Genomic DNA, 13023 nt, shown 5'->3' on the forward strand with positions numbered 1-13023 from the left:
CCTTGAGGGCGTCTGGCGCTCTCAAGGTGGCCTTCAGAGCACGTCACGAAAGGGGCGCCGAGGCAGGGTGAGGACCGGCGGGGTGAGATCCGCCGGTGGAGGTGCGAGGGGGCTTATTCGTCGCCGCCGGGGCGGAGGCCCTGGTAGATCTCCTTGCAGGCCGGGCAGACGGGCGACCCGGGCTTGGGGGACTTCGTCACCGGGAAGACCTCGCCGCACAGCGCCACCACGTGCGTGCCCATGACCGCGCTCTCGGCGATCTTGTTCTTGCGCACGTAGTGGAACATCTTCGGGGCGTCGTCGTCCGTCGAATCGGTGCCCTCGGGCCGGGTATCCGGCTTCGTCAACGTCTCAGTGCTCACCCCTGCAGGATACTTGTCCCCGGCCCGGTGACGAGCAAGGAGAACCCGATGCGCTGGCACAGTGCCCTCACCCTGCTCGGCGGCGACGGCCAGATCGCCGCCGACGCCTGGACCGAGCTGGAGCACCGCTACGGCGAGCCGCATCGGCGCTACCACGATCTGCGTCACGCCGAGTCCGTCGCCCGTTACGCGGCGGAGTTCGCCGCCGACCCCCGGGTCACGCTGGCGGCTTGGGCACACGACGTCGTCTACGACGCCACTCCCGGCGAAGACGAACGCGCCAGCGCGGCGTGGGCCCGGCTCTGGCTCACCCGCGCCGGGCTCGCCGAAGAGGACATCGCCCGCGTCGAGGCGCTGATCCTGACGACGATCAGCCACGACGCGCCCGCCGACGACCTCCTCGCCACGGCCCTGCTCGACGCCGACCTCGCGATCCTCGGCGCCGCGCCGGAGATCTACAACAAGTACGCACGCGGCGTACGGGAGGAATACGCGAAGTACCCCGACGCGGTCTGGACACCCGGGCGCATCGTGGTCCTGGAGCGGATGCTCGCGAACCCCCGGCTGTATCGCGGCGAGCCCGCGCGGGAACGCTGGGAGGCCGCCGCGCGCCGGAACCTCGCGGCCGAGCTGGGCCGCTGGCGCTCCCCCGGCCTTGATCGCCAGAATGTCGAGCCGTGACGCCCACTCTGTTCCCCCGCGACGAGGTCGCCACCGCACTGCGCGAAGGCCGTCCCGTCGTGGCGCTGGAAAGCACGCTGCTGTCCCACGGCCTCCCGCCGGGCCGCAATCTCGACGTCGCGAGGCGCCTCGAACGGACCGTCCGTGACGGCGGCGCCGTCCCGGCCACGATCGCGGTGCTCGACGGGCGGCCGGTGATCGGGCTGTCGGCCGCCGAACTGGAGCGGGTGTGCGCCGCGGACGCCGGGCTGGACAAGCTTTCCCTGCGTGACCTCGGACCGGCCGCCGGGCTCGGCCGGTCCGGCGCGACGACGGTCGCGAGCACCTCGGCGCTGGCCGCGGCGGCGGGCATCGGCGTGTTCGCCACCGGCGGGCTCGGCGGCGTCCACCTCGGCGCTTCGCAGAGCTGGGACATCTCGGCGGATCTCGGCGTGCTGGCGCGGATCCCGACCGTCGTGGTGTGCTCCGGCGTCAAGTCCGTGCTCGACATCGCCGCGACGCTGGAGGTGCTGGAGACGAACTCGGTGCCCGTGCTCGGTTACCGGACCGACGACTTCCCCGCGTTCTACCTGCGTTCCTCCGGACATCCTGTCGCCCACCGCGTCGACGACGCGAAGCAGGCCGCCGCGGTCATCGCCGCGCATCGCATGTACGCGGATTCCGGGATCCTGCTGACGAATCCGATCCCTGAAAAGTCCGAAATGGACAAGGGGCTGCACGACCGGCTGCTCGCCGAGGGACTGGAATTGTTGCGGGACAACGACATCCACGGCGCGGACGTCACCCCCGCGCTACTGGAGCACTTCCACACGGCGAGCGAGGGTGTGAGCCTCGACGCGAACGAGGCCCTGGTGCTGTCGAACGCGAGGCTGGCCACCGAGGTCGCGGTCGCCCTCAGCTGACGGGATGCCGGACGTCGTCGGCGACCTGCGTGATCGCAGCGGACAGCGCCCGCTGGAACACCGCGATCTGGTGGTTCTCCAGCGAGAAGTACTCGCCGTGGGGACCGCTGATGCCGAGCGTCCCGTTGTTCGCCTCGACCGTGCAGACGGCCGTACTCCGCTCGCCGTCCTGGCAGCGGACAAGCCACTCACGCTGCGGCCCGGTGCCGGTGAACTCGGAAACCTGGGTACTCATCGAAACTCCTGACGTGTGATGTGGGACACTGGCGAGGCAGAAAGCTACCACTTGAAATGCAAGTGCGGACTGCGCCGGACCGAGTTTGCACCCGTACGGGCGAATATCCGCCACAACCGCTGAGGACGGGGGCAGACTGCCCGCCATGACCCACTCCGATCCCGATCCCGGCCCCGTCGTGCAGCGGATCCTGCTCGGCGCCGACCTGCGCGACGCCCGCGAGGCCGCCGGACTCTCCAACGCCGAGGCCAGCAAGGCGCTCGGCTGGTACACGGGCAAGCTGTCCAAGGTCGAACAGGGTGACATGAAGGTCAGCGACAAGGATCTGGACAAGGCCGCCCGCATCTACGGAATCCCCAAGAGCCGCACGGCGAAGCTCCGGACCCTCGCCACCGACTCCCGCCGAAAGCTGCCGCCAGCACGGGCTCCCGAGCACTCGGTCAAGTACGTCAACTTGGAGCGAGCAGCCAGCGAGCTGAGGATTTACTACGGCGACTGCTTTCCCGGCATTGTCCAGACCGCCGACTACGCCCGCGGCATGCTGGAACGGTCAATGACCACCTCACCCGCCGAGGTCGACCGGATGGCCAATGATCGTGCCAAGCGCCTTGAACGGATGAAGTCGCCGGACGCACCCAGGCTCTGGCTGGTCGTCGGAGAAGAGGCGCTCTATCGCGAGATCGGCGGACGGGCAGCGCTGCGCAGCCAGCTTGAGCACATCAAGGAACTGGCCAAGCTTCCGCACGTGTGCGTGCAAGTCATCCCGTTCGACGGCGGCGCACACGCCTCACACGGCGTTGCGTTCACCATAGTCACGCTCATCGAAGGCCGTCCGGGCATCGTCTACGTCGAAGGGCTGACCGCATCCGACTACCTTGGTCGGGAGCACGTCCGCGTCTACAACCTCGCCTTCGAAAATCTTCGCGCCAGCACCTTGAGTCAGCAGCGGACAATCGAGAGGATCAACCGACGCATCAAGGAGCTGACGTAGGAGGCCACAGAATGATCACCCCGGATCTCACCGGTGCTCAGTGGCGCAAGTCAACCCGCAGCGGCGGTGTCCAGGGCTGTGTCGAGATCGCGACGGGCACCGACTGGCACAAGTCGTCCCACAGCGGAGGTGGTCAGGGCTGTGTCGAGGTGACGCATTCGAGCCGCTGGGCGGCGATTCGGGATACCAAGAACCGGGACGCGGGCGCGCTGACCTTCAGCGCCGAGGCCTTCACCGCCTTCCTTGCCGCCGCCAAGAACGCGTAACAGCGTCGTCGTAGTCGGCGACGCCGCACTCGACGTCACGGCCCGCCACCACGGTCCCCTCATCCCTGGCGGCGATACCCGGGCACAGGTGCGGTTCACCGGCGGCGGCGCGGGCGCGAACACCGCGTTGTGGCTGCGTTCGCTGGGTACCGAGACCACGCTGGTCACCCGCGTCGGCGACGACGCGGGTGGCAGGCTGGTCCACGCCGAGCTGACCGAAGCCGGGATTCACTGCGCGTTCACAATCGACGAAGACGCGCCGACGTGCTGTGTCGTCGTCCTGGTGGACGAACACGGCCAGCGCAGCATGCTCGCCGATCGTGGCGCGAACGCGCGCCTGCGCCCCGAAGACGTCCGGATTCCCAAAGTCGCCGCGCATCTGCACCTGTCCGGCTACGTGCTGTTGGAGGAGTCCTCGCGCCCGGCGGGACTCGCCGCGCTGGCCCACGCGAAAGAGTCCGGGCTCACGACCTCGGTCGATCCGCAGGCGGCGGCACACCTCACCGAAACCTTCCTCGAAGACATCAGCGGCGTGGATCTGTTGCTGCCCAACACCGACGAACTCGTCGCGCTCACCGGTTCACCCGAGCCCGCGAGCGCGAAAGCACTCCTGGGCGCGGTGGGTGCCATCGCGGTCACCGCGGGTCCCGACGGGGCGAGCTGGATCGACACGGACGGCGTCACGAGCATCCCTGCGGAGCGCGCGGACTGCGTGAACTCCACCGGCGCCGGGGACGCGTTCGACGCGGGAGTGCTGCGCGCGTGGCTGACCGGAGCGTCCACAGTGGACGTCCTGCGCGCCGGGGTGCGGCTGGGCGCTCGCGCGGTCGCCGAAACCGGTGCCCGGCCGGGCGCCTAGCCGACCGTCGCCGCCAGCGACACTCCGGTGAGCCGTTCGGCCTCGGCCCACAGCCGTTCCCTCGCCGCCGCGTCCCGCGCACGGCTCGTGGGGCGGAACGTGGTGGCGGGCCCGACGAGACCGAACCGTCCGCTGGGCCCGTAGTAGCCGCCCTGCACGGCGTCCGGGCTCGTCGCCGCGTACAGGAGCGGCTCGGCTCCCTGCTCGACCCCTTGTGAAGGCAGGATTTTGATCAGGCGCGTGTACATCGGCCGGGACGGCTTGTCGCGGCCGAGAGTGGGACCGGTGGTCAGCAGATTCGTCCTGGTGTAGCCGGGATCGCCTCCGGTGCTGAGCAGGTTCCAGCCGCGTTCGGCAGCGATGTCGGCCAGCCGCAGGGTCAGCATCAGATCGGCCAGCTTCGATTGGGCGTAGGCGACGTAAGAGCGGTAGCGGCGTTCCGACTGCAGGTCGTCGAACCAGATCCTGCCGAACCGGGCGGCGCCACTGGCCATCGTGGCGACCCGGGGTTCCGCGGCGGCGAGCAGCAGCGGCACCAGCCGCACGGTCAACGCGAACGGGCCGAGGAAGTTGCTGCCGAACTGCAGCTCGAACCCGTCCACTGTGGTCAGCCTGGCCGGCGGGTTCATCACGCCCGCGTTGTTCACCAGCAGGTCGAGCGGCGTGCCGTCGGCCAGGAGACCATCGGCGAACTCGCGGACCGACGCGAGATCGGCGAGGTCGAGGCGGCGCACTTCGAGCCGGGCGTGCGGGTGTTCCGCCAGGATCTCGGCACGGGCGGCCTCCCCCTTGCCGGGCGTGCGGACGGCGAGCACCACGCGGGCGCCCGCGCCGGCGAGCCTGCGGGCGACCTCTTTGCCGGTGCCGCTGTTCGAGCCGGTCACCACGGCGAGTTTGCCGCTCTGATCAGGGACTTCGTACATGAGCACTCCTCACCGGAATTTACAGACCACCGGTCTGTTGCGCTCGCCAGGCTAACAGACCTCTGGTCCGTTAACAAGAGACTGCCGGTCTCTAGACTGGGGCGGTGACCTCCTTCAAGCGCGCACGCAGCGAAGAACAACGCGTCGAGCGGCGCCGCCAGATCCTCGACACCGCCGCCGCGATGCTGGCCGAGATGCCGGCGTCGCAGATCAGCCTCAACGCGCTGAGCCGCCGCGCCTGCCTGGCGAAGTCGAATGTGCTGCGTTACTTCGAATCCCGTGAGGCCGTCCTGCTCGAACTGCTCACTCGCGCGGCTTGGGAGCGGCTCGCGGCGATGACGCAAGCCTTGGAGCAGGCCGTCGACCCCGGGAAGGGCCCGCGAGAACGCGGAGACCGGCTCGCGGCCACGATCGCGGACTCGCTCGCCGCGGACCCGCAACTGTGCGATCTGGTCAGCGTGCAGGCGTCGGTGCTGGAACACAACGTGTCGCCCGCGCTCGCCGCGGAGCACAAACACGAGACGCACAAGCTCGTCGAGCGGTTCTCCGCGATCGTCTTCACGCACATGCCCGAACTCGGCCCGCAGGACGCGGCATGGTTCGCGAGGGCGGTGGTCATGGAAGTGGGCACGATGTGGATCTATTCGCAGCCGTCCGCGGCGGTGCTGGCCGCTTATGCAGCGAATCCGGAATTGGCGGCCCTGCAACCGGATTTCGCGTCGAGCCTGCGCGAGACGCTCGAGGTATTACTGGCCGGATTACTCGCCAGGGGGAAAGCGCACTGAACGTCCGCCCGAGATCGCGGCACGGCGGAGTTCACCACGGCACGGTCTTCCCGAAGCGGTCCAGATACGCGAGCCCCGGCGTCCCCAGCCGCGACAGCAGAACGTCCACCACGAGCGGCACGCTCTCCTCGATGGTGAACGGCGCGCCCTCCCCGCCCAGCGCCGTGCGGATCCAGCCGGGCGCCATGAGCACGAACGCGCGCCGCGTTTCCGCCTGCCGGGCCGCGAAACTGCGCAGGAACATGTTCAACGCGGCCTTGCTGCCCCGGTAGACCTCGCGCAGCCCGGTCGTGTTGTTCGTGATGCTGCCCTGTCCGGACGACATCGCCCCGATGAGCCCCGCCGGAGCCACGAGATCTTCGAGCGACTCGATGACGCGCATCGGGCTGAGCGCGTTGGTGACCATCACCTCCACGAAGTCGGCCGTGGAGACCTCGCCGATCGGCGTCTGCTCGTTGTTGGTGGTCCCCGCGTTGACGAAGAGCATGTCGAGTTCGCGGCGCGCGAGGCGTTCGTGCAGTGGCGCCAACTGCTCGGGCTCGTTGATGTCGAGATGCTCCACGGCGACGCGCCCGCCGGAGCAATCCGCGAGGTCGTGCAGTGGCGTGCGGGCAGTGCTGTCCCGGACCGTGCCGATGACGTCCCACCCCCTGTCGGCCAGTTCGGCCGCCATCGCGTGCCCGAGTCCTCGTGACGCTCCGATGATGAGAGCGGTCTGCCGGTCCGTGTCCGTTGAGGACATTCCACGTCACCCCTTCTCCGCGATTTCCTGATGCGCTCCGAGTCTGTCCCCGGGCGGCGTTCGCCGCTCGCGTGAAGGGCGGATTTGTACGATCATCCTCAGAAGAGGGGTGTTCATGGCTGAATCCGGCACTTTGCCCATCGAGGATGTGCGCATCATTCGCGCGCTCCAGATCGCTCCCCGGGCGTCGTTCGCCGCGATCGCGGACGCGATCGGCCTCACCGAGAGCGCTGTCGGCCGCCGTTATCGCCGGCTGCGCGCGGACGGCGTCATCCGGGTCGCCGGGGTCGTGGATCCGGGAGCGCTGGGCCAGAGCAAGTGGCTGGTGCGGCTGCGCTGCCGCCCCGGCAGCGTCGTGCCGATCGCCGAAGCGCTGGCGAAGCGCGACGACGTCAGCTGGGTGGGCCTCTGCGCCGCGGGGTCCGAGATCACCTGCGCGGTCCGGTCGCGGACTTCCGAGCAGCGCGACGACCTGCTGGGCCGGCGGCTTCCGCGCACCGCGGCCGTGCTCGACATCAACGCGGCCGCGATGCTCCGCCAGTTCGTCGGGGGCCGCGGCCATTACTGGGCCGCGCTCAGCGGCACGCTGACGCCGGAGCAAGAGGCGCGCCTCGGGGACGAAGGCGGCGGCCCCTTTACGGAATCCCCTGTCGTGGCAAGCGATCCCGTGCGGCTGACGGCCGGGGACGAGCGGCTGCTCGACGTCCTCGCCTCCGACGGCCGCGCCGGTCTCGTCGATCTCGCCGCAGCGGCGGACCTCACGCCGGGGCGCGCGTCACGCCGTCTGCAGGCCCTGCTCGCGCGGCGCGTGGTCCACATCGACGTCGAGATCGCCGCGACGGCATTGGGCTATCACGCGAGGGCGAATCTGTGGCTCCGCGTGCATCCGTCGGCGGTCAAGAGCGTCGGGCGCACACTCGCGCGGGAACCCGAAATCGCCTTCGCCGCGGCCGTTTCCGGTCCGCACAACCTGCACGCCGTCGCGCACTGCCGTGATCTCGACGCGTTGTTCGAGTTCACCTCGGACCGCATCGGCTCGCTGCCCGGCGTCGAGAGCCTGGAGGTCTCGCCGCTGCTGCGCCACGTCAAGCAGGCGGGCACGCTGCTGTCCGGCGACCGGCTCGTCGCGGGCTAACCGTCGATGACCCGGTGGTCCTTGCTCTCGATCGCCTTGGCCTCGTGCTGGTAGCGGTTGACCTTTTCGGACTTGCGGGGCGGGCGGTCGTTGGCGATGAGCACCGCGACCCACGGCAGCGGCACCGAGATGACCAGGAAGATCAGCGCCAGCCACCAGGTGTGGTAGGTGAGCCCGGCCAGAATGAGACACGGGATGCGGCAGCCCATCATGATGACGTACTTCCGCTTGCGTGCCGCCAGCTGGTCGTCGTACGACGGAGCCGCCGCGGTGATGAGCACCGGGTCGGGACCGTGGGCGGGCGCGTTCACAGCACCACCTCCGTGTCCCATCGTCTCACTCGTCAGTACTACCCGACAGAGGGGTGGGACAAACGGTGCAGAGCCGCGACCACGAGCGTCTCGACGCCGGTGCGCAGCGTCGGGTGCAGCACCGGCGCGAACTTCGGCGAGTGGTTGGACGGGATGTCCCGTTCGAACCGGCCCTCGGTCATCGCGCCGATGACGGTCTGCGCGTCCATGCCGCCGACCAGCCAGAACACCGAGGGCGCGCCGGTCGCGGTGCCGAAGTGGCCGAAGTCCTCGCTGCCGGTGACCAGCGGGGCCTCCATCGCGCGCTCGGCGCCGAAGTGGTCGCGGAACGCCCCGGCCAGGTCGCCGACGGCGATTTCGTCGTTGCGGGTCACCGGGAAGCTCGCGATCGTCTCGATCTCGGGGGGTGCCGGCGCGCCCGCGGTCTCGGCCTCCCCGCGCACGATCCGATGCACCGCGGCGACCACGCGGTCGCGGACGTCGGGATCGAACGAGCGGATGTTGACCTCCAGCACCGCGTCGTCGGCGATGACGTTCGACGCGGTGCCCGCGTGCAGCGAGCCGACGGTCACCACGGCCGAGTCGGTGGCGGCGATCTCGCGGGACACGATCGTCTGGAGCTTCAGGACGACCGAGGCCGCCAGCACCACCGGGTCCACGGTCGTCTCCGGGCGCGAACCGTGCCCGCCGCGGCCGTGCAGCGTGATACGCAGGGAATCGGTGGCGGCCATGATCACGCCCGGCCGGGTGAGCACCCAGCCCGCGGGGCCCGGCGTGACGTGCTGGCCGAACACGAAGTCCGGCTTCGGGGCACGGTCGAACAGGCCGTCGTCGACCATCCGCGCCGCGCCGCTGCCCTGCTCCTCCCCCGGCTGGAAGACGGCGAGCACCGTGCCCGACCAGGTGTCGCGGGACGCGGCGAGCAGCGCGGCGGCGCCCGACAGCCAGGTCGCGTGCATGTCGTGGCCGCAGGCGTGCATCACCGGGACGTCGTTGCCCTGCGCGTCGGTGCCGCGGGCGGTGCTCGCGTAGGACAGGCCGGTCTTCTCCTCGACCGGCAGCGCGTCGATGTCGGCGCGGAGCATCACCACCGGGCCCTCGCCGTTGCGAAGGATGCCGAGCACCCCGGTCTTGCCGATGCCCGTGTGCACTTCGTAACCGTCGCGTTCGAGCCGCGCGGCGAGGATCCCGGCGGTGCGGGTTTCGGCGAAGGACAGCTCGGGGTGCTGGTGGAGGTCGACGTACAGCGCTTCGAGATCCGGCAGGGCCGCCTCGAGCGGGGCCAGGACACGTTCAATGCTCACCGGGCCATCGTGGCAGGCTTACCGACCGTGAGCACCTTTACCGTCCCCGATCTGTCCGACGACGTCTGCGCGCGGCTGCGTGAGGCGTTCCTGCGCACCGGCTACGACGCGGACGGAGTCGTGGCCGTCCTCGGCGGCGCCGCGCACGCCGCGCTCGGGCGGGGCGAGCCGGAACTGGCGTACCGCGCGAGCCTCGACGGCGGTGAACTCGGCACGCTGATCCGGCTCTTCCTGCTGGCCGGCACCGAGCCGGAGAACGCGGTCAAGGCGGCCTTCGCGCCGCTGACCATCGAGGACGCGGTCGCCGCCGGTGTTCTGCGCGGCACGGGTGACGGGTTCCGCGCGGCGCTCGACATCCGGCCGCACGGCGACGACGAGGGCTCGTGGTGGGTGGTGTCGGATCTCGACTCCGACGCGCTCGGCCACGCCGTGCCCGAGGACCACGTGCTCGGCGTCGGGCACGCGTCGCTGAGCCTGATCCGGGCGACGAGCCGGCGTCCGGTGGGCAGCCTGCTCGACCTCGGCACCGGCAACGGCGTCCAGGCACTGCACGCGACCCGGCACGCACAGCGGGTCACCGCGACGGACGTCTCGGCGCGGGCGCTCGCGCTCGCCCACGCGACCTTCCGGCTCAACGAACTCGACGTCGAGCTGGCCAGGGGCGAGTGGTTCGCGCCGGTCGCGCGGCGGCGGTTCGACCAGGTGGTGTGCAATCCGCCGTTCGTGGTCGGGCCCGCCCGCGTCGACTACACCTACCGCGACTCCGGGCTCGCCGGCGACGACGCGAGCGCGCTCGTGGTGCGTCAGCTGCCCGCGTTCTTGAACGAGGGCGGCGTCGGCCAGCTGCTCGCGTCGTGGCTGCACGTCGGCGGTGAGGACTGGGGCGACCGGGTCGCGCGCTGGCTGCCCGCGGAGACCGACGCGTGGTTCGTCCAGCGGGACGTCGCCGATCCGGGTCTCTACGTCGGCACGTGGCTGCGGGACGCCGGGATCGACCCGCGTTCGCCCGAGGGCCGGGCGAAATCCGCGGCGTGGCTGGATTGGTTCGCCGCGAACGACGTCCGGGGCATCGGGTTCGGTTTTGTCACACTGCGACGCGCGAGCGGCGTCACACCGACCGTGGTGTGCGAAGACCTGCGGCAGGCGTACGACGATCCGCTCGGCGAAGAGGCCGGGCGCTGGCTCAACCGGGTGGAATGGTTGCGCCACAACGGCGATTCACTGCTGGATGTCCGATTCCGGGTGCCGCCGACGGTGCTGCTGGAGTCGGTCGGCGAGCCCGGCGAAGAGGGCTGGGAGACGACGATCCGGCGTCTCCATCGCACGGACGGGCCCGGCTGGCAGCACGAGGTCGACGAACTCGCGACGCGGCTCCTCGCGGGCTGTCAGGGCGTGTTGCCACTGGAGGACCTGATCGAGCTTCTCGCGGCCGCACAAGGCCTCGAATCGGACGAACTGACCGCGGCGGCGCTGCCCGTCGTCCGGGAACTCGTCCGGCACGGAATGCTCGTCCCGGCGGGCTCGTGAGGGCCGTCGCGGCCCGGGTGAGCCGGGCGAGCGTGACTGTCGACGGCGAGGTGACCGGTGCCATCGACGAACCGGGTTTGCTGGTATTGCTGGGAATTCACGTCGACGACGACGTCGCGAAGGCGCCGGTGATGGCGCGGAAACTGCACGAGCTGCGCATCCTGCGTGACGAGCAGTCGTGTGCCACCGCGGGCGCCCCGCTGCTCGTGGTGAGTCAATTCACGCTCTACGGGGACACGAAGAAGGGGCGTCGGCCGTCCTGGACGAAGGCGGCCCGCCCGGAGGTCGCGGAGCCGCTCGTGGACGCCGTCGTCGCCGAGTTGCGGGAGCGCGGCGCGAGGGTGGCGACCGGGGTTTTCGGCGCGATGATGGCCGTGGAGAGCGTCAACGACGGGCCGTTCACGGTACTCGTCGAGGTTTAGACCACACCGGGGCGAAGCGCCACGACACCGGGTCCGTTCGGGCACACGGGAATGCACTGAAGGCGTCCTTCGGGGCACTCACCCGCCGGGATCCCGCGTACGGGGGAGGACGCGGAGCGGTTCATTTTTCTCAGGATTCTCAGCCTTCCCCGGGGTTTCCGACTCGGACCGAGTTTCTCAGGAGAAGCTCAGCTTTGGTCGAGCAACCGAAGACCCAGTACGGCCGTCCCCTTTTCAGCGAGCCGGGAACGTTTTGGAAACCCGGAGCGTTGACCCAGATGTCCAGCCCAAGCCGGCTGGGCCCGCGGACCGGGTTTTCCACAGGGCTCGATGCGCAGGGTGCAGACCGGCGTGACACACCGCAGCACGTTCAGCCCGTGACCGGGGAGGCAGAATGTCAGTCCAGACTCTCGAACGCGAAGCGCGCGGGATTCGCGAGCGCGGGATTCCCACCCAGCAGATCGACGAGCCGGCGAGCGTGGGGGCGCTCACCGACGCCGATCTCGACGCGCAGAGTCCCGCCGCCGATCTCGTCCGCGTGTACCTCAACGGCATCGGCAAGACCGCCCTGCTGTCCGCGGCCGACGAGGTCGAGCTCGCCAAGCGCATCGAAGCCGGTGTGTTCGCCCAGCACATGCTGGAAACCGGTGAAGACCTGTCCGCCAAACGGCGCAAGGAGCTGTCCGCGCTGGTGCGGGACGGCCACCGGGCCAAGAACCACCTGCTGGAGGCCAACCTCCGCCTGGTGGTCTCGCTCGCCAAGCGCTACACCGGCCGGGGGATGCCGCTGCTCGACCTGATCCAGGAGGGGAACCTGGGTCTCATCCGCGCGGTGGAGAAGTTCGACTACTCCAAGGGGTTCAAGTTCTCGACCTACGCCACGTGGTGGATCCGCCAGGCCATCACCCGCGGCATGGCCGACCAGGGGCGCACCATCCGGCTGCCGGTCCACCTGGTGGAACAGGTGAACAAGCTGGCCCGCATCAAGCGCGACCTGCACCAGCAGCTCGGCCGGGACGCCACGCACGAGGAACTGGCCGCCGAGTCCGGCATCCCCGCGCACAAGATCTCCGACCTGCTCGACCACTCGCGTGACCCGGTGAGCCTGGACATGCCGGTCGGCACCGAGGAGGACGCGCCGCTCGGGGACTTCATCGAGGACTCCGAGGCCACCGACGCCGAGAGCGCGGTCATCTCCGGCCTCCTGCAGGACGACCTCCGCCGGGTCCTGGCCACGCTGGACGACCGCGAACAGCACGTCATCCGCCTGCGCTACGGCCTCGACGACGGCCAGCCCCGCACCCTCGACCAGATCGGCAAGCACTTCGGGCTCTCCCGCGAGCGCGTCCGCCAGATCGAGCGCGAGGTCATGTCCAAGCTGCGCCAGGGCGAGCGGGCCGACAGGCTGCGGGCGTACGCGAGTTGAGGGTTGGCGGGCCTGGGCGGAGTGTGCTCGCGGAGAGCGCTCGCCGACCGGCCCGCCAACGTGTCTTTTGGGGGTCGAACCCCCAAACCCCCGCCAGGGGGCAAGCCCCCTGGACCCCCGCCGTGGTCGTCACGTGTAGGTGACTTCAGCTC

Annotated in this window: 16 protein-coding genes; 10 read left to right on the forward strand and 6 right to left on the reverse strand. The window is 70.0% G+C overall.

Going from position 1 to position 13023, the window contains the following annotated elements:
• Positions 1-113 precede the first annotated feature (113 nt).
• Positions 114-362: a DUF3039 domain-containing protein gene (locus ACFWX1_RS46520; protein WP_378331301.1), complete on the reverse strand. Its 249-nt coding sequence runs from the start codon at positions 360-362 to the stop codon at positions 114-116.
• 48 nt (positions 363-410) lie between these two features.
• Between ACFWX1_RS46520 and ACFWX1_RS46525 the strand changes: the two genes are divergently transcribed.
• Together ACFWX1_RS46525 and ACFWX1_RS46530 are read left to right on the forward strand one after the other, a co-directional pair.
• Complete coding sequence (locus ACFWX1_RS46525) at positions 411-1043, forward strand: hypothetical protein (protein ID WP_378396355.1); 633 nt, start codon at positions 411-413, stop codon at positions 1041-1043.
• Positions 1040-1945 (forward strand): pseudouridine-5'-phosphate glycosidase, encoded by a 906-nt coding sequence (locus ACFWX1_RS46530; RefSeq protein WP_378396356.1) that lies wholly within the window; start codon positions 1040-1042, stop codon positions 1943-1945. Before ACFWX1_RS46525 ends, ACFWX1_RS46530 begins: the two co-directional genes overlap by 4 nt.
• Here the strand turns inward: ACFWX1_RS46530 and ACFWX1_RS46535 are convergent.
• Positions 1938-2180, reverse strand: coding sequence for a hypothetical protein (locus ACFWX1_RS46535; protein ID WP_378396357.1), 243 nt, complete (start codon positions 2178-2180; stop codon positions 1938-1940). The genes ACFWX1_RS46530 and ACFWX1_RS46535 overlap by 8 nt on opposite strands.
• Positions 2181-2325: 145 nt before the next feature.
• On the opposite strand from ACFWX1_RS46535, the gene ACFWX1_RS46540 reads away from it, so the two are divergent.
• From ACFWX1_RS46540 to ACFWX1_RS46550, 3 genes are read left to right on the forward strand one after another with little or no spacing between them, the layout of a single operon-like run.
• Entirely contained in the window at positions 2326-3171 is an 846-nt protein-coding gene (locus ACFWX1_RS46540; protein ID WP_378396358.1) for a Scr1 family TA system antitoxin-like transcriptional regulator, read from the forward strand.
• A gap of 11 nt (positions 3172-3182) precedes the next feature.
• Positions 3183-3437, forward strand: coding sequence for a DUF397 domain-containing protein (locus ACFWX1_RS46545; RefSeq protein ID WP_378396359.1), 255 nt, complete (start codon positions 3183-3185; stop codon positions 3435-3437).
• The gene (locus ACFWX1_RS46550; RefSeq protein WP_378396360.1) at positions 3415-4296 is read left to right on the forward strand and encodes a carbohydrate kinase family protein; all 882 of its coding nucleotides are present in this window, start codon (positions 3415-3417) and stop codon (positions 4294-4296) included. The genes ACFWX1_RS46545 and ACFWX1_RS46550 overlap by 23 nt, the downstream gene beginning before the upstream one ends.
• Here the strand turns inward: ACFWX1_RS46550 and ACFWX1_RS46555 are convergent.
• The gene (locus tag ACFWX1_RS46555; RefSeq protein ID WP_378396361.1) at positions 4293-5219 is read right to left on the reverse strand and encodes an SDR family oxidoreductase; all 927 of its coding nucleotides are present in this window, start codon (positions 5217-5219) and stop codon (positions 4293-4295) included. The two genes, ACFWX1_RS46550 and ACFWX1_RS46555, sit on opposite strands and share 4 nt — an antisense overlap.
• A 104-nt stretch (positions 5220-5323) precedes the next feature.
• On the opposite strand from ACFWX1_RS46555, the gene ACFWX1_RS46560 reads away from it, so the two are divergent.
• Entirely contained in the window at positions 5324-6004 is a 681-nt protein-coding gene (locus tag ACFWX1_RS46560; protein ID WP_378396362.1) for a TetR family transcriptional regulator, read from the forward strand.
• A gap of 31 nt (positions 6005-6035) precedes the next feature.
• Here ACFWX1_RS46560 and ACFWX1_RS46565 read toward each other — a convergent pair whose 3' ends face one another.
• On the reverse strand, positions 6036-6746 hold the full coding sequence (locus ACFWX1_RS46565) for an SDR family NAD(P)-dependent oxidoreductase (RefSeq protein WP_378396363.1): 711 nt from the start codon (positions 6744-6746) through the stop codon (positions 6036-6038).
• A gap of 115 nt (positions 6747-6861) precedes the next feature.
• Here ACFWX1_RS46565 and ACFWX1_RS46570 point away from each other — a divergent pair, with 115 nt between their 5' ends.
• Positions 6862-7881: an Lrp/AsnC family transcriptional regulator gene (locus ACFWX1_RS46570; protein ID WP_378396364.1), complete on the forward strand. Its 1020-nt coding sequence runs from the start codon at positions 6862-6864 to the stop codon at positions 7879-7881.
• On the opposite strand, the gene ACFWX1_RS46575 is transcribed toward ACFWX1_RS46570, so the two are convergent.
• Both ACFWX1_RS46575 and ACFWX1_RS46580 read right to left on the reverse strand, forming a co-directional pair.
• Positions 7878-8213 carry a DUF3099 domain-containing protein gene (locus ACFWX1_RS46575; protein ID WP_378396365.1) on the reverse strand — a complete coding sequence of 112 codons (336 nt, stop codon included), beginning with the start codon at positions 8211-8213 and terminating at the stop codon, positions 7878-7880. The two genes, ACFWX1_RS46570 and ACFWX1_RS46575, sit on opposite strands and share 4 nt — an antisense overlap.
• A 17-nt stretch (positions 8214-8230) precedes the next feature.
• Positions 8231-9496 carry an amidohydrolase gene (locus tag ACFWX1_RS46580; protein WP_378396366.1) on the reverse strand — a complete coding sequence of 422 codons (1266 nt, stop codon included), beginning with the start codon at positions 9494-9496 and terminating at the stop codon, positions 8231-8233.
• A gap of 27 nt (positions 9497-9523) precedes the next feature.
• On the opposite strand from ACFWX1_RS46580, the gene ACFWX1_RS46585 reads away from it, so the two are divergent.
• The 3 genes from ACFWX1_RS46585 (at position 9524) to ACFWX1_RS46595 (ending at position 12871) form a co-directional block, all read left to right on the forward strand.
• Positions 9524-11023: a methyltransferase gene (locus ACFWX1_RS46585; protein WP_378396367.1), complete on the forward strand. Its 1500-nt coding sequence runs from the start codon at positions 9524-9526 to the stop codon at positions 11021-11023.
• The gene (gene dtd, locus ACFWX1_RS46590; RefSeq protein ID WP_378396368.1) at positions 11020-11445 is read left to right on the forward strand and encodes a D-aminoacyl-tRNA deacylase; all 426 of its coding nucleotides are present in this window, start codon (positions 11020-11022) and stop codon (positions 11443-11445) included. The genes ACFWX1_RS46585 and dtd overlap by 4 nt, the downstream gene beginning before the upstream one ends.
• A gap of 394 nt (positions 11446-11839) precedes the next feature.
• The gene (locus tag ACFWX1_RS46595) at positions 11840-12871 is read left to right on the forward strand and encodes a sigma-70 family RNA polymerase sigma factor (RefSeq protein ID WP_378331290.1); all 1032 of its coding nucleotides are present in this window, start codon (positions 11840-11842) and stop codon (positions 12869-12871) included.
• The last annotated feature ends 152 nt before the right edge of the window (positions 12872-13023 follow it).

This window comes from Amycolatopsis sp. NPDC059021 (assembly GCF_042739895.1).
GTDB lineage: Bacteria > Actinomycetota > Actinomycetes > Mycobacteriales > Pseudonocardiaceae > Amycolatopsis.